Raw genomic sequence first — 22,571 nt, forward strand, 5'->3', positions numbered from 1 at the left:
AGCTCCTGCCTCGCTAAGCGTTGCTGTCTGCCGTCTCAGTGGGGTCGCATTATAGGGCGCGGCGAATTTTACGCAAGCGTTTTTTAAAGAAAACTTGAAATAAAGTACTGTTCGTTCAATTTACACGCTAAACAGCTCAAAAGTGCTAGTTTAGTATACAGCACAGATCCTAGCTGGCCATTTTATAGGCTCTACTGCTACACTATTTACCTCTTACTGTTGAACTTATTCTTAATTTATTAGGTGTTTTATGGCAATCCGTTCTTATAAAGGAATTACTCCTCGTTTTAACCAATCTGTTTATATAGATGAGTCGGCTGTTTTAGTTGGTGATATCACATTAGGTGAAGATAGTAGTGTTTGGCCATTAGTAGCAGCACGAGGGGACGTTAACTATATACGCATTGGTAAACGTACTAACGTGCAAGACGGCAGCGTGTTACATCTAACGCGTGCCAGTAAAAGTAACCCAGATGGTTATCCATTAATTATTGGTGATGATGTTACCGTTGGTCACAAGGTTATGTTGCACGGCTGTTGTTTGGGTAATCGTATTTTAGTCGGCATGGGCGCGATTGTAATGGATAATGCCATTGTTGAAGATGATGTGATAATTGGTGGCGGTTCATTAGTTCCACCAAACAAGCGCTTGGAATCGGGCTTTCTCTATGTGGGTAGTCCAGTAAAGCAGGCGCGCCCTTTAACCGAGCAAGAGCTGAGTTTTTTAAAAATATCAGCAACTAATTATGTTGAGCTTAAAGATGAGTATCTAGCTGAGGATTAACTCAGCACTGAAACAATGATTTGTCCTGCCGAGTTATATTCTTCATTCTCGATTAGTTGCTCGGCTATATCTTCATAGTCAAAACGCGCCTGTTCAAAATGTAACTTTGCAGCTTGTTGGTCTGCCAATGCTAGCGTGTGTGTGTCAATGACACATTCAACCATTAAGCCACTTACTTGAGCAAAAAACGTTAACTGCTGGGATTGTACGTTAAATTCAAATCGGTCGATAAATTGGATTGCTTGGTTCATGCAAGCTCTCCGGTTTTTAATGCCCGAACAACAGGGAGTATTTCAGGCATATTATTGCGCCACACAAAATAGGCTTGTGCAGCTTGCCCTACTAGCATGCCACTTCCATCAAGTACGTTAATATTAGCCTTATAGCCCTGAGCCCATTGCATAAACAGCGTATTTTGCTGTGAATAAAACATATCATAAACATGTTCACAGCCATCAAGGTGTTTTTTATCAAGTGCAGGCAATTCACCAAGCATACTGCTAGATGTAGAGTTTACAATTAGCGAGTAATCACTTACTGGTAAATCATCAAAACCATAGCCAGTTACATTACCGTATTGGGCAAATAATTCAGCCAGTTCCTTAGCTTTTGCTGCCGTACGATTAACTATGATGATTTCACTCGGCTGTTGTGCCAATAGCGGCAAAACCACGCCACGTGCAGCGCCTCCTGCACCTATTAGTAAGACCCGTTTATCTTTAATGGTAACCTGATTCGCAAGCAGATCGTTCACAAAACCGATGCCATCGGTGTTGTCACCTAGTAAGCGCCCATCATCTAATAACTTAATAGTATTTACTGCTCCGGCAATGGTTGCCAATTCAGTTCGCTCATCAACTAGCGCAAATGCTTGCTCTTTAAATGGCACTGTAACATTAGCCCCTTTACCGCCTGTGGCAAAAAAATCGGCCACGGCTTTTTTAAAACCATCAATCGGTGCTAATATTGCGCTGTATTCGATTTGTTCGCCCAATGAGGTTGCAAATTGCTGATGTATCGCAGGGGATTTTGAGTGTTTAATAGGATTTCCAAAAACTGCATATTTGTCCATATTTGAGCAACCTCTTTGTGCAGTAACATTACCTCGTAACTTACTGCTAATTAATGATGATAAAACTATGATTAAACGATTATTTTCAAAATCGAAACCACCAGAACAACAGCAAGCACCAACGCCAGAAAAAACACCTTATCAACTGATGGGTGGAGAAGCTGGTGCTTTAGCACTTGCGAATCGATTCTACGACATTATGGCCAGCGATGAATACGCTAAACCGTTATATGATATGCATCCTCAACCATTAGACCGTATTCGCCAAGTGTTTTTTGAGTTTTTATCAGGGTGGTTAGGCGGCCCAGACTTGTTTGTTGAAAAACATGGTCACCCTATGCTACGTAAACGCCATATGCCTTTTCCAATTGATCAAGATTTACGAGATCAATGGATGTATTGCATGAATAAAGCGTTAGACGCGGAAATTGATAATCCCTTATTACGAGAAGGGTTACGTAAATCTTTGGCACAACTTGCCAGTCATATGATTAATCAGCACTAGCACTGCTCTTTAACTGCACGTTATTTGCGCCAAGTCAAAACGGCCTTTTTTTTAATATAGATAATACGTGATCAAATATTTAGAAAAAGCGTCGTGCGTGTGAAATCAATCCAACATAAGATTTATGCCTTATTGGCCCTAACAGGTATTATTGTGTTAATTGCCAGTATTCTTAGTAGCTCAAGCCAACAACGAACGCTTGCGCAAGACACTGTTGCAGAAAATATTAAGCTTCTTGCTGATAACTACTTTGACTCTATCAATACTTTGATGATCACAGGCACCATGGCAAATAGAGAGCTATTAAGCCAAAAACTACGCAAACACCCAAATATTGAAGATGCGCATATTATTCGCTCCCCAATTGTTAATAAACTTTATGGGCCGGGCAATAAAAATCAAGCGCCGAGCAACGATATTGAACGTGAGGCTTTAAAAGGCAAGGAAACATTGCTAATTGATCAGCAAAATAATAGTCGCAGTATGACTTTTCTGCGCCCTATGTTTGCCAGTAGCGATTATAAAGGCACTAATTGCCTTGGCTGTCATCAAGCACAAGAAGGTGATGTACTCGGCGTAGTTAAAATTAGTTACTCATTAGCTGATATTGATAATGCGGTGACTTACAACACCCTAGTAAATACCGCATTACTCTCTATAATTTTTATTATTGCCTTTGTATTACTGGGCATTATGTTTAGACAAATTTTTATTGTACGCCTTAAAAAACTTGGTCATGCTATGCATTTAGCTACAACCAACAAAGATTTAAGCCTGCGAATTGACGATAGCGCTGAAGATGAACTGGGTTGGCTCGCCACCAGCTTTAATAAGATGATCGCCACCTTTAAAGATAATATTGCTCAAGTATCTCATTCATCAAGAGTATTGATCCACTCAGCAGAAAAAATTTATACCTCAGCGGATACTACTGAGCGCGCTATTTTAGAGCAAAAGAAAAATACCGACTCCGTGGCAGCTGCTATAAACGAACTAGAGAGCTCCTCTAATGAAGTAAAAAACACCACTCACTTTGCCTCTGAAAAATCAGAGAACAGTAATGAACTGGCACAACAAAGTATGCATGTTGCTGAACAAACAGAACTCAGTATTAATCAATTGGCAGACGATGTTCGCCAAGCTGCAGCACAAGTAAGTCAACTACAAGTACAAACACTTGAGGTAGGAAAAGTACTCGAAGTGATTAGCAGTATTGCTGAACAGACTAACTTGTTAGCTCTTAATGCTGCGATTGAAGCCGCACGTGCAGGTGAAGCTGGTCGGGGCTTTGCTGTGGTGGCTGATGAAGTACGTACGTTGGCAACTCGTACTCATGCATCCACCGATGAAATTCGTCGCACAATCGACAAACTACAATCCGAAGCAGCGCAAACAGTTAAAACCATGGGTGAATCGTGTGAGGAGGCTGATGCTAGAGCGCAACAAGTAAAAAATGTTGCTCAAGCTTTAAAAGATATTTCTATGCAGATGAATGAAATAAATCAACTTAATATTCAAATAGCCGACGCGACAGAACAACAAAACTTAGCCGCAGAGGAAATAAATAGGAGTGTTATTGGTATTAGTGATAACGCTGAGCGGTCATTAGTGGATGCTAACGATAACCAAAAAGTAAGTGAGGAGCTGTTAAATCTAGCGCGCTCACTGGATGAGCAAGTAAGAAGCTTTAAATTGATGTAATACTTAAAGTTGCCAATCAATAAAGCAGATATTGACTGGCAGCCTGCTTACTATGCTAGCCCTAACCAGTCTCTTGGTTTTAAAAAGTCAGCGTATAGCTTATTTTCAGCACTGCCTTCTTCGGGTGTATAGTTATATTCCCAACGCGCTAGCGGCGGCATCGACATTAATATTGATTCTGTACGTCCGCCACTTTGCAAGCCAAATAAAGTGCCACGATCCCACACTAAGTTAAACTCAACATAACGGCCACGACGATAAAGTTGGAAGTCTCGTTGCTGCTCAGTAAATGGGGTTGCTTTTCTACGTTCAATAATAGGTAAATAAGCACCTAAAAAGCCATTGCCTACTGCTTGCATAAAGGCAAAGCTTTGCTCAAACCCTTGCTCATTTAAGTCATCAAAGAACAAACCGCCGACACCGCGCGTTTCATCGCGATGTTTAAGGTAAAAATACTCGTCACACCATTTTTTATATTTAGGGTAAACCTCATCTCCAAACGGCACACATAAATCATGCGCGACCTGATGCCAATGTTGAACATCTTCAAGCTCAGGATAAAATGGCGTTAAGTCAAAACCACCACCAAACCACCAAATAGGCTCCTCACCTTGCTTTTCTGCAATGAAAAAGCGTACGTTAGCATGGCTCGTTGGAATATGTGGATTGTTTGGGTGGATCACTAGCGAGACACCACAGGCATGGAAGCTACGACCAGCAAGTTCTGGACGATGCGCAGTTGCCGATGCCGGCATTGAAGCACCAAACACATGCGAGTAGTTCACCCCACCTTGCTCGATCACATTGCCACCACGAATAACACGAGTTCGCCCACCACCGCCTTCTTCGCGCTGCCAACTGTCTTCTACAAACTTGGCTTGGCCATCAGCTTGCTCTAAACCTTGGCAAATTGTGTCTTGCAATGCCATCAGGTAGGTTTTTACTTGTTCGAGTAAATTGCTGTGCATGGTTATCCTCTAAATACTTTGCCGGTCATTACATCTTTAATAGTGCTAGGCTGCGTGTTACCACCAAGTGGTTCATCTACATAAAATGTCACCAGCTCGCCAAACTCACATTTAGCCATTGCAATACTAGTGAGCGTATCATGTCCTGATAAGTTAGCACTAGTAGACACTAGAGGTTTGCCTAATTCTTGGCATAAGCGCTTTACTGTTGGGTGATTAGTTACACGCACAGCAATACTATCAAATTGCCCTGTTAACCATTTAGGCGTACCTTTAGCTGCAGGCATAACCCAAGTAATTGCGCCGGGCCAGCTGGAAAAAATGTCAGCGCGTTTATCCATCGGAATTTTTGCATCATCAACATACTTTAATAATTGCCCATAATTATCGGCAATTAAAATTAAGCCTTTCTCAACGGGCCGCTGCTTTATTGCCAGTAAGCGCTCTACAGCTTGCTGATTATCGGGGTCACAGCCTAAGCCATAAACAGCTTCGGTTGGGTAAACAATAACCCCGCCTTGCGACACAGCAGCAAGGGCAGTTAAAGGAACTGAGGTAGTATCAGTCACTGAAAATCTCCAAATACAATAAAATTAAAGCCGGTAATTATTCGCTCACCGTGAATTTATGCGAGCAACTTTTCTGAGGGCATTGTAGCACAACACTATTGGTCATTTGCTTTTGCATCATTACTGGCCATTGGCACGCGGGGCAGATATGGCTAACTGGTTTGTGATTGAGTGTGTATTTACAACTTGGATAGCTATTACATGAATAAAATGTTTTACCAAATTTATTACTACGCGCCACTAACTGGCCTTTTTTACACTTAGGGCAAGCAGGTAAAACTTCTTCATTTGGCTCAGGCTCATCATGAGCAATATAGTGACACTCAGGATAACCCGTACAGCCAATAAACATACCATAGCGGCCATTCTTCACTACTAGCGGATTACCACACTCTGGACAAGGGCTATCATCAAGTACTTTGATTTGTTGAGTATCATGTTGAGCAAGCGAGCGAATAAAATCACATTCGGGGTAACTCGCACAGCCAAGGAAAGGACCTGATTTACTGTTGCGGATCACAAGCTCCGAACCGCATTTAGGGCACACTTCGTATTCTTTTTCTAAGGCATGTTGATTTGCAGAAAAAAGCGATTGGTCGATTTTACTCATGTGTTCCCTAAGCAGCTGACTAATTTTCGCCTAATATACCCAAACTAATTAAAGATACAAGCGCAGCACTTGCTTAATGTAGTACCTCTGCCGGCTCATCAAAAATAAGTTCTTCCATTTGTGCATAAGCTTGCTCTGAGCCTGGCACATTAAACAACACCATAAGTACCACCCATTTTAAATCATCAAGTGATATATAAGATTTATCTAATGCGAACAAACGATCCATAACCATTTCACGCGTTGCGCTGTTGATCACTCCGACTTGTTCAACAAACATTAAAAAGCCCCGACACTCTACGCTCAGCATTTGGCATTCACTGTCGGTAAAAATACGTATCGCATGTTGTGGGAGGCGGTTTAAATAAGGGAATTCATCACTGTGCTGCAAATCAGCAAGCTGCTCAAGCCAATCAAGTGCTTTGTATATTTCGGGCTTATTGAAGCCAGCACGTAATAATTCATCAGTGAGTTCATTATGCTCAACAAAGACTTCAGCTTCGCTGTGAATATAGTTTTCAAACAGATACATGAGGATATCGAACATGTTACTTTCCTCCACACTAAAGCTTATCGAACTCTAATATAGCCATCTAATACACGCTCGACTCTATCTTCTAATTCAAGATCAAGTAAACGCGCTTGTACTTTGTCTATTGGCCACTGACTACGCTGAGCAATTATATCCACCGCAGTTACTTCAAAACCAACACTATTTAGTATTTCGCAGGCAGGTTCATCAACTGTTGCTTCTTCTATAGTATATAGACTGTTTTCGCAGAAAAAGCTCACTTCGTCGAGAATATCACTAACATTTCCCACCAGCTTTGCACCTTGTTTAATTAAAAAGTGACTGGCTTCGGAGAGCGGATTTTTAATTGAACCCGGCACTGCAAAAACTTCTTTATTTTGCTCCAGCGCATAACGCACGGTGATAAGCGAGCCGCTTTTTATTTCAGCCTCGACAATCAGCACACCTAATGACAAACCGGATATTATACGGTTACGCCTTGGGAAGTTATTAGCATTAGCGGCTGTACCGGGTAAAAACTCGCTCACCAATAGTCCCTGTTCAGATACTTGATCGGTAAGTAACTTATGTCGTTTAGGATAATAAACATCCACTCCAGTACCAAGCACTCCAATGGTTTTACCATTGCCCGCCAGTGCTCCTTTGTGGGCAGCACCATCGATACCTAGTGCCATTCCGGAAGTTACCGTTAATCCCGCTAAAGTGAGTTGATAAGCAAATTCAGCAGCGATCTCTAAGCCGATTGGCGTGGCATTGCGGCTTCCAACAATAGCAATTTGCGGACTGTTCAATAACTCCATATTACCTCGGCAAAATAGCAACAAAGGCGCACTAGCTATTTCTTTTAATAATGGTGGATAGTGAGGATCGAAGTAATCAATTGTGGTTATCTGTAGGTCGCTTAGTACCTTTTGATAGTAATCGACTTGCTGCCAATCGGTTGCCAGTAAATTAGTGGCTACCTGCTGGCTCAAACCGTGTTTTGTGAGCTGTTCATGAGTTAGCTCAAACAAATCATCTAATGGCAGTTTTTGTGCCAATGCTAATAAGCTTTTAACACCTAAGCCTTTACATAAATAAAAGGCAAGCCAATGGGTTAGCTTGCCTGATGAATCTTTCATGCTCCCTCCTTAGAGCGCTCAAACCTGAATTAATTTATAACTGCAAAATCACCGACTCGGATTGGGTGCTGGTTTTTTACGATTAAGGCATAACTAACGTTTTTATAAACTTTAAACACCATTAGTTGCCCAACCTGTTCTTTTGGCATATGCCACACAGTAGTGTCGGCATCGGCCTCAACGCCAAAAAATTCGCTAGCGTTTGTTATTAACTTTTCGAGACTATTTGAATCTTCTTTGTACCGTGGGCCATTGCGACCATCAAAAACAGTCGGTGATTGGCGCTCAATATCTAAAATGTGGCCTTCTTTAACTTGCTGCTCTGACCCTAAGTTTAGCACTACTATATCCATTGTGCTGAATTCTCGTAACCCTGTCACTGATGCGATGATTTCACCCTGCACTGGCTGCTCAGAACGATGCATATTAAAGTACGCAGGTAATAGCTGACCTTCTATCGCAGGCATTAAAAAATCACCCGCTTTGATCTCTCTCTTTACCTGTTCAATTTTAACTGAAGCAGGTATACCATTCGTAATATCACCTTTTCTAAATACACGCCCCACCGCCACTAATTGTGCTTTATTAGCCAACTCTTCGTTCGTTTGCGGATCAACGTATGCATCCCCTTTGCGGTAAATAGCGTATGACTCGTGTAATTTCAGCTCACCTTTAACATAAACTATATGACCTTCAGTATTCATTTTAGTATTAACATTGGCACCTAAAATATAGGGTTTATCGGCAATGTCATCAACATTTAGTGCTTGCTCAAAGGTTAAGTAAGGGCGCAGCAGCTCAAGGGGTAAAGTAGGGATCGCATTTTTACCTTTTGACGTAATACGACCATATGGAGAAAGCTTTTTATAACCCTGATTAATCACCAAGCGTGGATTACCGTACTCATCATAGATTAAAGACAGCGCATCCCCAGGATAAATTAGGTGTGGATTATTAATTTGCGGGTTCATTTTCCAAAGTTCTGGCCACTGCCAAGGCTCTTGCAAATAAATCCCAGAAATATCCCAAAGTGTATCGCCTTTTTTTACAACGTATTGTTTAGGAGCATCTTTTTTTATTGTCAATACATCAGCTAACGATGGAAAAGTTGCACTTAATGCCAACATTGCCGCGAATAATGGGTATCTCATTGAGCTTCCTTTTGGTGTTTTTTCATTATTATCAACCAAAACCTGTTAAAGGTGAACGCGAATGGCTAAAATAAGAGCATACAATACCCTAAATTAAGCACAAGTGAAAAAGGTTACTATGGCTAGGTTAGAAGTTTTAAGATTTCCAGATGAGCGTTTACGTACAATAGCAAAAGAAGTGATGCAAGTTGACGACCAAATTCGCCAAATTGTAAAAGACATGCTGGAAACTATGTATGATGAAAACGGCATTGGATTAGCTGCGACTCAAGTCGATATTCATCAACGTATTGTGGTCATTGACGTATCAGAAGAACGTGATGAACCGTTAGTGTTGATCAACCCAACAATCACTAAACAAGATGGCACCACGGTAAGTGAGGAAGGCTGTTTATCTGTGCCACACTCTTATGCAAAAGTTGACCGCGCAGAAACAGTCACAGTGAACGCATTAAACGAAAATGGCGAAGAGTTTAGCTTAGATGCCGATGAGTTATTAGCAATTTGTATTCAACACGAATTAGATCACTTAAAAGGCAAATTATTTATCGATTATTTATCGCCACTAAAGCGCCAACGTATTCGTAAAAAGCTTGAAAAAGAAGCTAAGTTATCAGCACAATAATAAGCACCTTAGGAAAACTCAGTGACACAACCATTACGCATTATTTTTGCCGGTACGCCAGACTTTGCAGCGCGCCATTTACAAGCTCTTATCGACTCTGAGCATCAAATTGTTGGCGTGTATAGCCAACCCGACCGTCCAGCAGGACGCGGTAAAAAACTCAAAGCCAGTGAAGTGAAAGAGCTCGCACTGGCCAATGAGTTAGCAGTGTTTCAACCTGCCTCATTAAAAAGTGACGACGCTCTGGCTGAACTAAGCAGCTTAAATGCTGACCTTATGATCGTGGTCGCTTATGGATTACTGTTACCAAAAGCAATTTTAGAGGCGCCACGGTTTGGTTGTTTAAATGTACACGGCTCAATTTTACCGCGCTGGCGTGGTGCTGCGCCAATTCAACGCGCTATCTGGGCCGGCGATGAAGAAACTGGCGTGACCATAATGCAAATGGATGAAGGCCTAGATACCGGCGACATGCTACATATTAGCCGCTGCCCTATTACCGCCACTGAAACAAGTGCAAGTTTATACGCTAAGCTTGCCGATTTAGGCCCAAGCGCACTAATAGACACCATTACTAAGTTAGCTAATGGCGAAATTACCCCGCAAGTACAAAATGACGAACTTGCCAATTACGCTAAAAAACTATCGAAAGACGAAGCAAATATTGATTGGTCGATGGACGCAGCGCAAATAGAGCGTAATATCCGCTCATTCAATCCATGGCCGGTCTGTTTTACCCAAATGGGCGAACACACTGTAAAAGTTTATCAAGCCAATGTTGTTGAGCAGCAAGGCACGGCCGGCACGGTATTACAAAGCGATAAACACGGTATTATGATTGCCTGTGGTACTAACGCACTTAATATCACTCAAGTACAACCACAAGGTAAAAAGCCAATGGCCATTACTGACTTTTTAAATGGTCGAGCAGACTGGGTAACTCCTGGCACACGAATAGGCGAACACAATGAGTAATGTCAGGGCGCTTGCCGCCGAAACTTTATATAACGTGGTTGATAAAGGCGCCTCATTAAATCAAGAGCTACCTTTTGCCAGCCAAGGTTTACCACCTAAAGATAAAGCGTTATTGCAGCAAATTTGTTACGGCGTACTGCGTTATTTACCAAGTTTAGAAAATTATTGTCAACATTTAGTTGAGCAGCCACTTAAAGGTAAGCGCCGCATATTCCAGTTCTTGCTGTATGTGGGCATTTACCAACTACAACATATGCGGGTTCCACCGCATGCAGCCATTAGCGAAACGGTTAATGCATTAGAGCAACTGCGTGCACTGGGTTTAAAAGGCTTGATCAACGCTATTTTACGCAGCTTTCAGCGCCAGCAAGCAGAGCTTGAAGAAAAAGCCAAACAAATACCTGTGTGTTTATACAACCACCCAAACTGGTTTATCAAACAAGTAACAGAAGCTTACCCTGACTCTTGGCAAGCTCTACTAGCAGCGAACCAGCAGCAAGCACCAATGTGGTTGCGTGTTAACCAAGCGCAATATAGCACCGCTGAATATAGCGAAATGCTCACTGCTAATGACATTGAACATACACTCAATCCTGATTTCCCTGATGGTATTAAGCTGGATAAACCCCGCGATGTGTTTTCCTTGCCAGAATTCGACACCGGCGCATGTTCAGTACAAGATGCAGCAGCACAGCTTGCGGCACGCTTGTTAGATCCAAAAGCTGACGAGCATATTTTAGATGCCTGCGCAGCACCCGGTGGTAAAACCTGTCACATTCTAGAACTCGCAGATGCTGATGTGCTGGCACTTGATAGCGATGCCACCCGCCTTGAACGTGTAAAGCAAAACCTTGAAAGAATTGGTTTAGGTGCCGACTTACAATGTGCCGATGCTTCGCAGCCACACAAATGGTGGGATGAGCAACAGTTTGACCGCATTCTATTAGACGTTCCTTGCTCTGCAACGGGTGTTATTCGTCGTCACCCAGATATCAAATGGCTACGTCGAGCATCAGATATCAATGATCTGGCGACACTCCAAGGCGATATCCTCAATAGCATTTGGCCATTATTGAAACTAGGTGGCACGCTAATTTATGCAACCTGCTCGGTATTACCACAAGAGAACCAACAGCAAGTCGCTAAGTTTTTAGCAAATAATAATGATGTTGAACATATCCCGCTACATGATAACGATACCCCAAGCAACCCTGGGCTGCAGTTACTGCCTGGTGAGAGTGACGGATTTTATTATGCCAAGCTTATAAAAACACACTCATAAGAAGCTTTTAGTAAATCATGAAAATAATCATACTCGGTGCAGGACAAGTAGGCGGTACACTCGCTGAAAATCTGGTAGGTGAACAAAACGAAATCACGGTTGTTGATATTGATGGCAACCGATTACGTGAGTTACAAGATAAATACGATCTACAGGGTGTTACAGGTCATAGTGCCCACCCTGATGTATTACGCCGCGCCGGTGCAGAAGACGCCGATATGATCATCGCAGTGACCAGTTCAGATGAAGTGAACATGGTCGCTTGCCAAGTCGCGTATAGTATTTTTAATACTCCGACTAAAATTGCTCGGATCCGCTCAGAACAATACTTAAAATACCGAGAGAAGCTATTTCAAAACAACGACCTACCAGTTGATCACTACATTGCTCCAGAGCAACTAGTGACCAAATATATCCGTCGTTTAATTGATTACCCTGGTGCGTTGCAAGTTTTAGAGTTTGGCGATGGCATGCTCTCGCTGGTTGCAGTAAAGGCTTATTATGGCGGCCTATTGGTAGGGTATGCGCTATCAGCATTAAAAGAACACATACCCAACGTTGAAACCCGTGTTGCTGCAATTTACCGCCAAGGTAAAGCCATCAAGCCGCTTGGCACAACGGTTATTGAAGCGGATGATGAGGTATTCTTCCTTGCGGCCACCAAACATATTCGCGCAGTAATGAATGAGCTACAAAAATTAGAGCGTTCATACAAAAAGATTATGATTGCTGGTGGCGGTAACATTGGCTCTGGACTCGCCCGCTCCCTTGAAAAAAACCACAGTGTAAAATTACTTGAACGTAATAAAGAGCGTGCCGAACAATTATCAGAAATGCTTGATAATACAGTGGTGTTTTGTGGTGATGCATCTGATCAAGAGTTGTTATCAGAAGAACATATCGAGCAAGTTGATGTATTCATCGCAGTAACTAATGATGATGAAGCCAATATTATGTCAGCCATGCTTGCCAAACGCATGGGTGCACAAAAAACCATGGTGCTTATTCAGCGCGGTGCATATGTTGATTTAGTACAAGGTGGCGAAATTGATATTGCCATTTCACCACAGCAAGCAACTATTTCAGCCTTACTTACCCATGTTCGCCGCGGCGACATTGTTAATGTGTATTCATTACGTAAAGGTGCAGCAGAAGCCATTGAGGCGGTAGCCCATGGCGACGAACACACCTCAAAAGTGGTTGGCCGTGCAATTGCTGATATTAAGCTGCCGGCTGGTACTACCATAGGCGCGATTGTTCGTAACGATGACGTGCTCATTGCTCACGACGATACCATTATCCACTCTGGCGACCACGTTATTATGTTTTTGATTGATAAAAAACATATCAATGTAGTTGAAAAACTATTCCAAGTTAGTGCAATCTTTCTCTAAATCACTCCTCACCTTTCGAAACAAACCAAATGTATCGAAAGGTGAATTTCACATCCATATATGCAAACGCCGAAGAAAAAAGCAGCTTAATTAAGCTGCTTTTTGTATAACCATATAATTTATATAAGCTTATTGCACTCTGGCAAACTCTTCTTTTGATAACTCACCATTTTGATCGGTATCTAAGTCAGCAAAAATTTCAACTAACTGTGCATTTACTGACGCTTCTTGTTGGCTGATCACGCCATCGCCATTGGTATCAAAGGTGTCAAAATTAACTGCTGCAAACGCAGTTGATGAAGCCGCCAAGGCAAAAATAGCAAGTGCTGTATTAATATGTTTCATAGTGTTATTCCTAATAATTTAAAAGAAAGAAATCCTTTTCAGAGATCCCTGTTTGTGGAAACTGAAATTACGCTTTTGAAAACTCTTCTTTTGATAACTCACCGTTTTGATCAGTATCAAGCTCTGCAAACTGGCTCATCAGCTTAGCATCAACGGCCGCTTCACTTTGGCTTATAGTGCCACTACCATCAACGTCTAACGTATCAAAATCAGTGCCAGCGAATGCTGCAGAAGAAGATGCTAATGCGATAAGTGCTAATGTTTTATTTAATGTGTTCATAATAAATATTCCTTCAAAGTTTATGGTGGTGAACGTTGTAGTGATAATCACCTTTTCGTTAAATACAACTAGAGTACTACAACTTCGATGCCAACATTTTATTATTAATATAAATCAATGCCTTACAGTGTTTGCTGGTGGTTTTTTGAAATTCCTGCGGCTTTACTTGTTGCAATTTAGCAACGCAGATTTCATGAGGATTAATAAACAATTTAAAATCAAATAGTTAAAATTAATTAAAATGACACATAAACAGCGGTACTAGCAAAAACAGTTGAATTTTCTACCCCAGCGACCCAAACCACAACTGAACAGCAAATTTAGTTGATAAAAAATAAATATTTTTAATTTATAACCAATTGAAAGATAATAAAAATAAAATGAATTTCGCGAAACAAATAAGAAAAGCAGGCTTTTTATTTAAAAAGTGGGAATTGTTGCCATTATGCGAAAACAATAGCAACGATATGACAGGAGTTAGTTAAGGTTGGACAATTTCAATCACAATAGCGGTTTTCACTGAATTGGCGATAAAACACAATTCATGAGCCTGATGATGCATGGCCTCCAAATTCACTATGCTAGGTTGCTCATTATTAGCAAATTGCACACAGGGTTTTAAAGTGATTTGCGTCATCGACATACGGCCATCACTAGTGTGCTGCATTAAACCAACCGCGTCATCCTGATAGCTATCAACCGTAAGTTTATTTTTCGCTGCAATAGATAAAAAGAACAACATATGACAACTGGATAGCGAAGCAATAAACGCTTCTTCTGGATCAACATTTTCTGCAACCGAATACGGCAATGGCACTATATCTGGAGCAGAAGATGCATCAATCCTTGCCCCACCATCAAATTGCCACTGGTGAGCTCGGCTATATTTATTATCGATAAACAACTCTTCCGCTTGGCGAGACCAGACAACACTTGCTACATATTCAGACATTGAAATTTTTCATCCTAAGTAAATTTACACAGCCCAGAGCTTTATCCGGCCTACTTAAATATCCGTAACGAGCATAAAAAGATTCTTTACCTTTAGCTGAGAGCAGTCCGATGGTTGCATCTTTTTTGCTGCCCCAGCCAAATATATTTCTATATTATCCATAATCAACGCACCAATACCTTGACTTTGAAAGTCAGGATCGACAACAACTGCACACCATAAGATAATCGTGATAAGCCTGCACTGCCTTTTTGCTTAAATGCTTGCGTCAACAAAACTAAAAGTAGCAGGTAATACACACAAAATTGAAAAAAGCCGAAATGAAATACTGGTATATGAACTTACAGCAATAAGAATTGCCGCTAATAAGCGGGGATAGTTTTACCGCGGGACTGTCAGCAGCACCGAGCTCGCTGCAAAATTGCTTTGCATGACTATAGTTTGGATAACACCTACCAGCGATATACACCCCAGCAACAATCCATATACCCGTGCTTAGTACTAAATATAAACTAATACCACGATAATAAGCTGATGTATTTATATTGTAAATAATATACGAAACCGCACAGGAAGCACACAGGCATAAAAAAAGCAGCCCGGGGGTATTGGCTGCTTTTGAACGTAATCAATGTAAAATCCTTTTCGAGATTCCTTGTGCGCGAAGGTTGAATTACGCGTTTGAAAACTCTTCTTTTGATAACTCACCGTTACCATCAGTATCAAGTTCAGTAAACTTGCTCATAAGCTCAGCATCAACAGACGCTTCACTTTGGCTAATTGCACCACTGCCATCAATATCTAACGTGTCAAAGTCAGTACCTGCAAATGCTGCTGATGAAGATGCTAGTGCGATAAGTGCTAATGTTTTATTTAATGTGTTCATAATTAATATTCCTTCAATGTTTATGGTTTTGAACGATGTGTTAATCACATTTTCGTTCTGTGCAACTAGTGTATTACAACTTCGATGCCACACCTTAAAAAACCCTTAAAATCAAAAGCTTAGAAATAAAATTCACTTTTAACTGGTTATTTATGGTGTTTTTTGTTGCTTTTTAGCAACACGTAAACCACCTATAAAATATAGTTTATAAAAATCAGTTGATTAGGTTTAATAGAAAAGACACAGATCCGTACTTACAGTGTTCGTATTTATATTTTTATAGGCAAGAAAAGTGACAGGCGCTGAAATTAACCAGCTGAAAATTAGCAACTGAAATAAATAAAAAATCTATGTTACTGATAATTAATAACAATAAAAATAAATTTAGAGTTCTTTAAGGTGAATTACAGTATATTCGCTATTTTGTCGCAAAATAGCGAATATACTCAAATTTATACAAGCGGCTCAAGTACTGAAAGGTCAATAAAGTGGTCTTTCATGAAAGTTTTCATCTCTTCTTCACTTGCCGTTAGTTGAATACCAAACTGCGTGCTAGCGGCATGGCTTTTAACACTGCATATTTGTCCACTAAACTCAGTAACACCTGTATTGTTTTTATCGAGCATAATATGACACTGAGCATTCTTTAATTCACTGAGATCGGCTTTGCTTTTTACATCAAACATCACCCCTGTCACTGAGATATCTTTAATAACTCCTTGCATCTCGCGTTCATCATTAAACTTTATTTTTGCAGCTAATAATGTAGGAATACGGGTTTGTGAGCGTAAACTAAATAATTGCACTTGAGTTGGGAAATTTAAATAAATAAGTCGTGCTGGATGCGACGACACGGACATGATCTGCTGACGAAATGCTATAATTTGCCCACCACCGCTTTCAAGCACCGCTCTGACGATCACCACGGCGCCATCTTTTAAGTATTCACCAGCATTACCTAAACGCTTTGCTGAGGGGTAATTTAAGATCACAAAACGCTCATGTAATAAACCAACAAATTCAGTTTTAATTCGTTTGCTGGCTGTGGGTGTTAAGATTTCGACATCAACAATGCTACCAGCACTAATATAGGCAAGGTTTTCTAGGTTTAATTGTTGTCTTGTTTTTGCCATTTCCTTTCCAATTATAAATAACCTTGTACAAGTGCTCGCTTTTATAAAAATTAACCACGCCAAAAGGTCGGTGTAAACAACACTAATAAGGTGAATATCTCTAATCGCCCGAACACCATCGCAATGGTTAATAACCACTTAGCGCCATCACTAATAGCGCCATAATGCGACGCAACATCCCCCAAACCAGGGCCGAGGTTATTTAAGCAAGCTGCGGTGGCTGAGAACGCCGTTATATTATCCATACCGGTGCCCATTAACGCTAACATAATAATGACAAATACCAGCGCATAAGCAGAGAAAAATCCCCAGACGGCTTCAACTACTTTATCTGGCAATGCTTTACGGCCAAGTTTAATAGAGTAAATAGCACGAGGATGCACTAGCCGATTAAGCTCACGTATTCCTTGTAGATAAAGTAAAAACACCCTAACGACTTTCATACCGCCGCCTGTAGAACCCGCACAACCACCAATAAAACTCGAAAATATCAGTAAAATAGGCAAGAACAACGGCCATGCTGAAAAATTATCGGTGGCAAAACCCGCAGTAGTACTAATCGATACCGCTTGAAATAGCGCCTGATCAAGCGTTTCGTCACCGTTTGCATATATATTATTGGACGATAGTACCGTAAAACACACTATCACTAGCGCCAATTGAATAAACAAAAACACTTTAAACTCAGGGTCGCGGATATACACTCTGAGATTTCTACTCGAAACGGCCGCATAATGCAAAGTGAAATTGACTGCAGCGATAATTAAAAATACCACACAAATAAAGTTAATTAATGGACTATCAAAGTGCCCCATAGACGCATCGTAAGTAGAGAATCCACCTATTGCAACAGTAGAAAATGAATGACAAATAGCATCAAACCAATTCATTCCGGCAGCCCAATACGCCAAAGTACACGCGATAGTTAATGACACATAAATATACCAAAGATGTTTTGCGGTATCAGCGATACGTGGCGTCATTTTGGAATCTTTCACAGGCCCTGGAGTTTCAGCTCGATACAACTGCATACCACCAACGCCAAGCATGGGTAGCACTGCAACCGCTAATACGATTATCCCCATACCGCCTAACCATTGCAGTTGTTGGCGATAAAACAATACCGATTTAGGGAGATATTCAATGCCTGTTAACACTGTAGCACCAGTTGTAGTTAGCCCTGAAAACGCTTCGAATACCGCATCCGCTAAGGATAAATTAGGTTCTTGTAAAAAAATCAGCGGTAAAGATGCGAATGCCCCTAGAACTAACCAAAATAGCACCACAATTAAAAAACCTTCGCGAGCTTTTAAATCTCCCTGCTCGCGTCTATTTGGATAGTATGCAAGTAAGCCAATAATCACACTGAATATAAATGCGAGGACAAATGGCACGCCACCACCATCTTTATAAATGAGCGATACAATTGCCGGCGGCACCATAGTGATACTGAACAGTACAACCAGTTGGCCGAGAATTTTTATAATGGTACGAAATTGCATTGAGCTATCGCTTTTTTATTAAGTAATGATTAGTGCGTAAATGCTATTGTCTTACTGTTTAATACTTAACTCAACCGCGCCATGGCTCAAATCATAAATATCTTTTATGGCCTGTGTGGCTTGGCGGCTATCTATAGTAATAACCCATTCAATATTAGCAGTAAATTGCTTTTCTATGTTAAGTACTTGAAATTGCGTTTTTAGTAACTGCTCTATCGCTCCTTGCCCGCTGTAATCACTGCAACCCACCAGCTCAACACTAGGAACTTTTAATGTAGTTGTTAAATGTGCCAAGGCATTATTTAGCGAGCCGCCATATGCTCTAACTAATCCGCCAGTGCCTAATTTTATACCGCCAAAGTAACGAGTAACTACTGCGGTGACTTCTCCAAGCCCCGAGCCCATTAGCACATTAAGCATAGGCTTGCCTGCCGTACCATTTGGCTCACCATCATCAGAGAAACCATAAACATGACTACCACCAGGATTGCCTGCAACATGCGCCCAACAGTTATGACGAGCATCACTGTATTTACTTTCAATCTCACGGATAAACGCTTTTGCCGAGGCTAAATCTGGCGTATGAGCGATATGCACAATAAAGGTGCTTTTTTTTATTTCTTCTTGATGAAAAACGGTTGCTGCTGGGTACTTATATTCTGACATTCTTTGATAAACCCAAATAATGAAGCAAAAAATGGGGCCATATGGCCCCAACTTTTAACACCTGATAATTAATCTAACGATAAATCACGGGTCATATTTTCTAAGCTATCTTCGTGAACAATAATGTTGTCCTCTATACGAATACCACCAAACGGTTTAAACGCTTCAACCTTTTCCCAGTTAATAAACTGCTTATTGTCAGTTTGCGTTAAATCGCCAAGCAATGAATCGATAAAGTATAAACCAGGTTCAATCGTGAATACTTGGTTTTTCTCAATCAAGCGCGTACAACGCAAGAATGGATGACCTTCAGGTGGCGCTTGATGCGCGCCCTTCTCATCGGCCATAAAGCCACCCATATCATGTACTTGTAAACCAAGATGATGACCAAGTCCATGCGGGAAGAAAGTCGACGTAATGCCGCGCTCAACAATATCAGCGGCTGGTAACTTAACAATATTAAAATCACTAAGCACCTGAGCAATACGTTGATGACAATCTAAATGCAGTTCACCGTATAGCATGCCTGGCTTTAATGCTTGACCCAATGCAATTTGATGTTGTGTCATTGCAGCAATTAATTCGGCAAACTCACCCGACTTTTTAAAATCATAAGTACGGGTTATATCTGCAGCATAGCCATTAAAGTTAGCGCCAGCATCAATTAAAAACGAATGATGTGCTTTTGGGGCTTGAGGCTCAAAATAAGTGTAGTGCAAGATAGCGCAATTTTCGTTAAGCGCAACAATATTACCATACGGCATTTCGTTTTCGCTTTGGCGAGTAGCCATTAAATACGCTTGCTGAATATCAAATTCAGAGCCACCGTTTAAAAAGGTATCACGCGCCGCTTTATGGCCATCAACCGCAATACGGTTAGCTTGGCGTAAGCATTCAAGTTCGTATTGAGTTTTATAAGCGCGGTGGTAATTAAAGTAATTGAGCACCGGCTCTGGGTTCATAATGCTAAAGCCTAGCGCTTGAGCTACTTCTAAGTATTCACCGATATAAGCGTACTTCGCTTTATCGTACGGTAATAGTTTTTCAACTTGATCAGGCTGTAATAATAGCTCGATATCAAAGTAATCAGCCCAAAAATCTCTTGGCTCATCAGGCACTTTGTGCCAAAAGTCGACAGGGCGATAAAAAATTAGTTTTGGTTTATCACTGCCATTTACAACAATCCAACAATGCGGATTATCGATGACCGGTAACCAAGCTTTAAAATGCGGGTTAACTTTAAACGGATAATACATATCGTCTAAAAACTGACGTTTAGCTTGTCCTGAATGGATCACTAAACCTTCTAATCCTTCACGTTCAATAATAGTACGAGTACGCTGCTGCAATGTTGCAATATGTTCGGCATATAAAACGGCTAATTTATCCATAGAAAACCCATCTGTTAAATTTAACTTATTTCAAGTCTAACATAGACCCTGTTTAACCCCAATGCAGATGCGCTAAAGCACTTGCGCCTTAGCCACCCATCTTCATATCCAATATTGGTGCCAATATGTTTCCTTCGCGCCCTAAACGCGTGTGATAAACCTGACGATAAGCAAATACATTTTTTACGTATTCCCGAGTTTCACGGTACGGGATAAGTTCAATCCATAGTTCAGCCGGTATGGCTTCATCTGGTAGCCACTTTTTGATTCTATGGTAACCGGCGTTATACGAGGCAGTTGCTAGTATTTCGTTGCCATGGTTTTTCTTTTTTAAATATTCTAAATACTCTGTGCCTAACCGTATATTTGTTCTCGGCTGATTTAAACGGGTTCCAGAAACAGTGCTTTTATTTACATACTTTGCTGTACTTGGTAATAACTGCATTAAGCCACGCGCATTTGCATGAGAACGTGCATCAGGTGCAAAAGAGCTTTCACGGCGCGAAATAGCAATGCTCCAAGTAACATCTATATGATTACGTTTACTATAACGCTCAAATAAATCTTGAAAAGCAAATGGGAAACGTAACTCTACATAATCCCATGCCTTAATTTGCGCTAAAGTATAAATAGTACTGTCGTACCAATCTAATTCTGCTGCCAGTTTTGAAGCCGCAAGCTTTTCTTCATCGCTAGAAGTGCTTGTTAAATAATTCCATTCGCGACGAGCCGACGTAAACCGCTCAAGTTCATACATCGCTTTAGCACGTTTAAAACCTGGGGCATTAGCGACCTCATTCATTAATTTTTCGCTCACCAACAAAGGTTGGTTATTGAGCTCAATTGGTAACCCCAACCGCGCAGCAGCCAAAAAACCATAATAATCACGCTCTTTTGCCACAGCTTGCCAAATAACTTTAGCCCGCTCAATGTCACCTCGTTGCGCTAAACTGTATGCCAACCAATATTGTTGACCTAGACTTAAGTTTTCTTTGCCGGTAAAAAACGCAATGATCCCTGGCCAATCTTGAGTTTTTAGCATATTGCCTAATTGCCATTGCATTAATTTACGGTCTTGGCGATCTTTGGGCACTTTACTCAACCAAAAACGTGCCTCTGGGTGACCTCTTGATGCCAACGCTAAAGCAAAGCTATAATACACATCAGCCTTTTGTTCGTCAGAATAGTTAAACATTTTGTCTAACTTTTCCCAAGCCTTGAGCGCTAAAGTTTTATCTCGCCAAATTAAGCGTTTAATTCCATAGTGCGCAATTTCACTTTCTTTCACTGTTTTATGCTTATAACGATACATTCCAGCTACTGCACTAGGATCACTGCGAGCTTTTCGGTAAAAGTCAGCCAAGTATTGCTCATTTTTCGGCAATAAAGTTTTTAAGTATGGCAGTAACCTTTGCGAGCCACCTTGTGCCGATAACGTAATGCGTTGCCATACCTGCTTTTGGCTCATATAACCTTTCTTACGCCAAGTATTAAATAGTGAGTCGCATTCTTCTGGCTGTGATTTCCCGACAGTCCATAAATTTGTTACTTGTCTCATTATCGCTTGTTCTGGCGCCCCTAAATCAAGCTGATACTGCAAGTAAGTACAAGTCAGTTCACTATTTGTAGTCTCACGATAATTATTAATAAAAGCGGCTTTGCGGTTTTGCTTTTGCAAATGTTGTAACCATGCTTTACGTACTGGCCACTCTAAAGGTGTACTTTGATAAATAGTTAAATAACGTTCAATTTCAGATTGGTGCTCAATATCCGGATGGCGCTGCCAATATACTTGCTCTACATAAGGCTTTAATGGATGGTCTAGCTGTGCCGTAACTTCTTTAAACTCTTGATAACTAGCATACTTCACTTTTTTTTCAGCATCTAAAAATGCGTCATGCTCCGTATTAGCGTAGGCAGAAAATAAAGGGAATAATAATGCTGCTGCCGTTACACTTAAAAATTGTTTTTTCATAATGACCTTAAATATTCAAAGGTAAATAAAAGACAAACACTTCGTCTACACCTTAGCACCAAACAAGCTATATTTTAACCAGTAGTAAGACTCCACAGTAAATTTTTCGTTGCATTTTTAATTTAAAGCAAGCACACTGATTGAAATGCAAA

Annotated in this window: 24 protein-coding genes; 7 read left to right on the forward strand and 17 right to left on the reverse strand. The window is 40.9% G+C overall.

From position 1 onward, the window contains the following. Positions 1–250: 250 nt before the first annotated feature. The gene (locus tag J7338_RS16680) at positions 251–784 is read left to right on the forward strand and encodes a gamma carbonic anhydrase family protein (RefSeq protein WP_210798091.1); all 534 of its coding nucleotides are present in this window, start codon (positions 251–253) and stop codon (positions 782–784) included. Here the strand turns inward: J7338_RS16680 and J7338_RS16685 are convergent. Then, positions 781–1,035, reverse strand: coding sequence for a DUF1488 family protein (locus J7338_RS16685; RefSeq protein ID WP_149983192.1), 255 nt, complete (start codon positions 1,033–1,035; stop codon positions 781–783). The genes J7338_RS16680 and J7338_RS16685 overlap by 4 nt on opposite strands. Continuing rightward, the gene (gene aroE, locus J7338_RS16690) at positions 1,032–1,856 is read right to left on the reverse strand and encodes a shikimate dehydrogenase (RefSeq protein ID WP_210798092.1); all 825 of its coding nucleotides are present in this window, start codon (positions 1,854–1,856) and stop codon (positions 1,032–1,034) included. Before aroE ends, J7338_RS16685 begins: the two co-directional genes overlap by 4 nt. A gap of 67 nt (positions 1,857–1,923) precedes the next feature. On the opposite strand from aroE, the gene J7338_RS16695 reads away from it, so the two are divergent. Further along, positions 1,924–2,361 carry a group II truncated hemoglobin gene (locus J7338_RS16695; RefSeq protein WP_210798093.1) on the forward strand — a complete coding sequence of 146 codons (438 nt, stop codon included), beginning with the start codon at positions 1,924–1,926 and terminating at the stop codon, positions 2,359–2,361. 99 nt (positions 2,362–2,460) lie between these two features. Next, a complete protein-coding gene (locus J7338_RS16700; protein WP_210798094.1) occupies positions 2,461–4,062 on the forward strand; it encodes a methyl-accepting chemotaxis protein in 1,602 nt (533 codons plus the stop codon). A gap of 50 nt (positions 4,063–4,112) precedes the next feature. Here the strand turns inward: J7338_RS16700 and hemF are convergent, their stop codons facing one another. The 6 genes from hemF to J7338_RS16730 all read right to left on the reverse strand — a co-directional run bounded on the left by hemF (position 4,113) and on the right by J7338_RS16730 (position 9,013). Further along, the gene (gene hemF / locus J7338_RS16705) at positions 4,113–5,030 is read right to left on the reverse strand and encodes an oxygen-dependent coproporphyrinogen oxidase (RefSeq protein WP_210798095.1); all 918 of its coding nucleotides are present in this window, start codon (positions 5,028–5,030) and stop codon (positions 4,113–4,115) included. A gap of 2 nt (positions 5,031–5,032) precedes the next feature. Then, a complete protein-coding gene (gene tsaC / locus J7338_RS16710; RefSeq protein ID WP_210798096.1) occupies positions 5,033–5,599 on the reverse strand; it encodes an L-threonylcarbamoyladenylate synthase type 1 TsaC in 567 nt (188 codons plus the stop codon). A gap of 37 nt (positions 5,600–5,636) precedes the next feature. After that, a complete protein-coding gene (locus tag J7338_RS16715; protein WP_182718494.1) occupies positions 5,637–6,209 on the reverse strand; it encodes a DNA topoisomerase family protein in 573 nt (190 codons plus the stop codon). A 73-nt stretch (positions 6,210–6,282) separates the two neighbouring features. Further along, positions 6,283–6,756 carry a DUF494 family protein gene (locus tag J7338_RS16720; protein WP_210798097.1) on the reverse strand — a complete coding sequence of 158 codons (474 nt, stop codon included), beginning with the start codon at positions 6,754–6,756 and terminating at the stop codon, positions 6,283–6,285. A gap of 23 nt (positions 6,757–6,779) precedes the next feature. Continuing rightward, a complete protein-coding gene (gene dprA / locus J7338_RS16725; protein ID WP_210798098.1) occupies positions 6,780–7,862 on the reverse strand; it encodes a DNA-processing protein DprA in 1,083 nt (360 codons plus the stop codon). 29 nt (positions 7,863–7,891) lie between these two features. After that, positions 7,892–9,013 (reverse strand): LysM peptidoglycan-binding domain-containing protein, encoded by a 1,122-nt coding sequence (locus J7338_RS16730; protein WP_210798099.1) that lies wholly within the window; start codon positions 9,011–9,013, stop codon positions 7,892–7,894. 118 nt (positions 9,014–9,131) lie between these two features. On the opposite strand from J7338_RS16730, the gene def reads away from it, so the two are divergent. The 4 genes from def to trkA are packed head-to-tail and all read left to right on the forward strand — an operon-like array spanning position 9,132 to position 13,289. Next, positions 9,132–9,638: a peptide deformylase gene (gene def, locus J7338_RS16735; RefSeq protein WP_210798100.1), complete on the forward strand. Its 507-nt coding sequence runs from the start codon at positions 9,132–9,134 to the stop codon at positions 9,636–9,638. 21 nt (positions 9,639–9,659) lie between these two features. Continuing rightward, positions 9,660–10,613, forward strand: coding sequence for a methionyl-tRNA formyltransferase (gene fmt / locus J7338_RS16740; RefSeq protein ID WP_210798101.1), 954 nt, complete (start codon positions 9,660–9,662; stop codon positions 10,611–10,613). Then, positions 10,606–11,895, forward strand: a complete 1,290-nt coding sequence (gene rsmB, locus J7338_RS16745) for a 16S rRNA (cytosine(967)-C(5))-methyltransferase RsmB (protein WP_210798102.1) — start codon at positions 10,606–10,608, stop codon at positions 11,893–11,895. Before fmt ends, rsmB begins: the two co-directional genes overlap by 8 nt. A gap of 17 nt (positions 11,896–11,912) precedes the next feature. Further along, entirely contained in the window at positions 11,913–13,289 is a 1,377-nt protein-coding gene (trkA, locus tag J7338_RS16750; RefSeq protein ID WP_210798103.1) for a Trk system potassium transporter TrkA, read from the forward strand. A gap of 129 nt (positions 13,290–13,418) precedes the next feature. Here the strand turns inward: trkA and J7338_RS16755 are convergent, their stop codons facing one another. The 9 genes from J7338_RS16755 to J7338_RS16795 form a co-directional block, all read right to left on the reverse strand. Continuing rightward, complete coding sequence (locus tag J7338_RS16755) at positions 13,419–13,634, reverse strand: EF-hand domain-containing protein (RefSeq protein WP_210798104.1); 216 nt, start codon at positions 13,632–13,634, stop codon at positions 13,419–13,421. A 67-nt stretch (positions 13,635–13,701) separates the two neighbouring features. Next, positions 13,702–13,914: an EF-hand domain-containing protein gene (locus tag J7338_RS16760; RefSeq protein WP_064668277.1), complete on the reverse strand. Its 213-nt coding sequence runs from the start codon at positions 13,912–13,914 to the stop codon at positions 13,702–13,704. A gap of 481 nt (positions 13,915–14,395) precedes the next feature. Further along, a complete protein-coding gene (locus tag J7338_RS16765) occupies positions 14,396–14,866 on the reverse strand; it encodes an OsmC family protein (RefSeq protein WP_210798105.1) in 471 nt (156 codons plus the stop codon). Between the two features lie 673 nt (positions 14,867–15,539). After that, complete coding sequence (locus J7338_RS16770) at positions 15,540–15,752, reverse strand: EF-hand domain-containing protein (protein ID WP_210798106.1); 213 nt, start codon at positions 15,750–15,752, stop codon at positions 15,540–15,542. Between the two features lie 452 nt (positions 15,753–16,204). Further along, complete coding sequence (locus J7338_RS16775; RefSeq protein ID WP_210798107.1) at positions 16,205–16,885, reverse strand: flagellar brake domain-containing protein; 681 nt, start codon at positions 16,883–16,885, stop codon at positions 16,205–16,207. A 50-nt stretch (positions 16,886–16,935) separates the two neighbouring features. Then, complete coding sequence (locus J7338_RS16780; protein ID WP_210798108.1) at positions 16,936–18,387, reverse strand: TrkH family potassium uptake protein; 1,452 nt, start codon at positions 18,385–18,387, stop codon at positions 16,936–16,938. 51 nt (positions 18,388–18,438) lie between these two features. Further along, the gene (locus J7338_RS16785; protein ID WP_210798109.1) at positions 18,439–19,053 is read right to left on the reverse strand and encodes a YigZ family protein; all 615 of its coding nucleotides are present in this window, start codon (positions 19,051–19,053) and stop codon (positions 18,439–18,441) included. Positions 19,054–19,121: 68 nt separating this feature from the next. After that, positions 19,122–20,444 carry a Xaa-Pro dipeptidase gene (gene pepQ / locus J7338_RS16790; protein ID WP_210798110.1) on the reverse strand — a complete coding sequence of 441 codons (1,323 nt, stop codon included), beginning with the start codon at positions 20,442–20,444 and terminating at the stop codon, positions 19,122–19,124. An 88-nt stretch (positions 20,445–20,532) separates the two neighbouring features. Further along, positions 20,533–22,419, reverse strand: a complete 1,887-nt coding sequence (locus tag J7338_RS16795) for a transglycosylase SLT domain-containing protein (RefSeq protein ID WP_210798111.1) — start codon at positions 22,417–22,419, stop codon at positions 20,533–20,535. Positions 22,420–22,571 lie beyond the last annotated feature (152 nt).

Source organism: Pseudoalteromonas ostreae (genome assembly GCF_018069805.1).
Classification (GTDB): Bacteria; Pseudomonadota; Gammaproteobacteria; order Enterobacterales; family Alteromonadaceae; genus Pseudoalteromonas; species Pseudoalteromonas ostreae.

Excerpts from the sequence above, each read along its gene's own strand:
- J7338_RS16680 (WP_210798091.1), top strand. The coding sequence starts at position 251 with ATGGCAATCCGTTCTTATAAAGGAATTACTCCTCGTTTTAACCAATCT.
- J7338_RS16685 (WP_149983192.1), bottom strand. The coding sequence starts at position 1,035 with ATGAACCAAGCAATCCAATTTATCGACCGATTTGAATTTAACGTACAA.
- aroE (WP_210798092.1), bottom strand. The coding sequence starts at position 1,856 with ATGGACAAATATGCAGTTTTTGGAAATCCTATTAAACACTCAAAATCC.
- J7338_RS16695 (WP_210798093.1), top strand. The coding sequence starts at position 1,924 with ATGATTAAACGATTATTTTCAAAATCGAAACCACCAGAACAACAGCAA.
- hemF (WP_210798095.1), bottom strand. The coding sequence starts at position 5,030 with ATGCACAGCAATTTACTCGAACAAGTAAAAACCTACCTGATGGCATTG.
- J7338_RS16715 (WP_182718494.1), bottom strand. The coding sequence starts at position 6,209 with ATGAGTAAAATCGACCAATCGCTTTTTTCTGCAAATCAACATGCCTTA.
- J7338_RS16720 (WP_210798097.1), bottom strand. The coding sequence starts at position 6,756 with ATGTTCGATATCCTCATGTATCTGTTTGAAAACTATATTCACAGCGAA.
- dprA (WP_210798098.1), bottom strand. The coding sequence starts at position 7,862 with ATGAAAGATTCATCAGGCAAGCTAACCCATTGGCTTGCCTTTTATTTA.
- J7338_RS16730 (WP_210798099.1), bottom strand. The coding sequence starts at position 9,013 with ATGAGATACCCATTATTCGCGGCAATGTTGGCATTAAGTGCAACTTTT.
- def (WP_210798100.1), top strand. The coding sequence starts at position 9,132 with ATGGCTAGGTTAGAAGTTTTAAGATTTCCAGATGAGCGTTTACGTACA.
- rsmB (WP_210798102.1), top strand. The coding sequence starts at position 10,606 with ATGAGTAATGTCAGGGCGCTTGCCGCCGAAACTTTATATAACGTGGTT.
- trkA (WP_210798103.1), top strand. The coding sequence starts at position 11,913 with ATGAAAATAATCATACTCGGTGCAGGACAAGTAGGCGGTACACTCGCT.
- J7338_RS16755 (WP_210798104.1), bottom strand. The coding sequence starts at position 13,634 with ATGAAACATATTAATACAGCACTTGCTATTTTTGCCTTGGCGGCTTCA.
- J7338_RS16760 (WP_064668277.1), bottom strand. The coding sequence starts at position 13,914 with ATGAACACATTAAATAAAACATTAGCACTTATCGCATTAGCATCTTCT.
- J7338_RS16765 (WP_210798105.1), bottom strand. The coding sequence starts at position 14,866 with ATGTCTGAATATGTAGCAAGTGTTGTCTGGTCTCGCCAAGCGGAAGAG.
- J7338_RS16770 (WP_210798106.1), bottom strand. The coding sequence starts at position 15,752 with ATGAACACATTAAATAAAACATTAGCACTTATCGCACTAGCATCTTCA.
- J7338_RS16775 (WP_210798107.1), bottom strand. The coding sequence starts at position 16,885 with ATGGCAAAAACAAGACAACAATTAAACCTAGAAAACCTTGCCTATATT.
- J7338_RS16780 (WP_210798108.1), bottom strand. The coding sequence starts at position 18,387 with ATGCAATTTCGTACCATTATAAAAATTCTCGGCCAACTGGTTGTACTG.
- J7338_RS16785 (WP_210798109.1), bottom strand. The coding sequence starts at position 19,053 with ATGTCAGAATATAAGTACCCAGCAGCAACCGTTTTTCATCAAGAAGAA.
- pepQ (WP_210798110.1), bottom strand. The coding sequence starts at position 20,444 with ATGGATAAATTAGCCGTTTTATATGCCGAACATATTGCAACATTGCAG.
- J7338_RS16795 (WP_210798111.1), bottom strand. The coding sequence starts at position 22,419 with ATGAAAAAACAATTTTTAAGTGTAACGGCAGCAGCATTATTATTCCCT.